Annotated in this window: 1 protein-coding gene; it reads right to left on the bottom strand. The window is 39.5% G+C overall.

The window, feature by feature from the left end:
- Positions 1-185: 185 nt before the first annotated feature.
- Positions 186-1,052, bottom strand: an 867-nt coding sequence (locus AC6F75_RS10905) for a His/Gly/Thr/Pro-type tRNA ligase C-terminal domain-containing protein (protein ID WP_500715050.1), incomplete at its 5' end; no start/stop codon positions are given.

Genomic DNA, 1,052 nt, shown 5'->3' with positions numbered 1-1,052 from the left:
AAAAAAGAGGCCATGAAAAAAGAAAAGTGGCTGAAATCCGGGATTGGAAGAAAATATATCAATGAAAAAGTACTCCCATTTTATAAAAAATAGTTGGAGGATTCATATCCGCCAGAGGCGGACGGGGGTTCAAGTCCCCCCCACGCTACAAAAAAATCCCCAATTTTCATTGAGGATTTTTTTATCTATTTTAACTTTAATTTCAACATCCCAATCAACTTATCCAGATCAACAGACTGTTGCTCACCGGTTTTCATATTTTTTAATGTATAAATGTTATTGCTCATTTCGCTTTCACCTGTTAATACTACAAAAGGAATACTTCTTTTATCAGCATAAGTCATTTGCTTGCCCATTTTGGCAGAGTCAGGATACAGCTCAGCCGCAATTTTGTTTTTCCTTAATTCGGTAATGGCCTTTTGGGCATAGAGAGATTCGTTGTTTCCAAAATTGATAAAAAGCACTTTGGTATTTTCTTCAACGGTTTTTGGGAAAAAACCCAGTTCTTCAAGCACGAGGTAAATCCTGTCCAAACCAAATGAAATACCCACACCGCTCACGCCTTTAAGGCCGAAAATCCCCGTGAGGTCATCATATCGGCCACCACCACCTATACTTCCCATCTGCACACCTTGAGGTGCGGTGACTTCAAAAATGGCACCTGTGTAATAGTCAAGTCCTCTGGCAAGGGTGACATCCAATTCTATATTTGAGGCTTTTAAACCCAATGTATTGATGGTATTGACAACAAATTCAACTTCGTCAACTCCTTCAATTCCTATTGAGGAATTTGAAAGTAGTTTCTTAAGTTTTGAGAGACGTTCTTGAGTGCTTCCGGAAAGTGAAAACAAAGGGTTTAATTTGTCTATGGCGATTTGTTCAATGCCTTTGGTGAGCATTTCGCTAATCACTCCCTCCTCGCCTATTTTGTCAAGCTTGTCAAGGGCAACGGTAAAATCGATGAGTTTGTCTTCTGCACCTATCATTTCGGCAATGCCTGATAGGATTTTACGGTTGTTGATTTTAATAGTGATTCCGTTGAGGTGCAGTTG

The sequence above is a fragment of the Planktosalinus sp. genome (genome assembly GCF_059864935.1).
The sequence above is the reverse complement of the archived record's forward strand: the minus strand, read 5'-3'. Positions and strand labels throughout refer to the sequence as shown.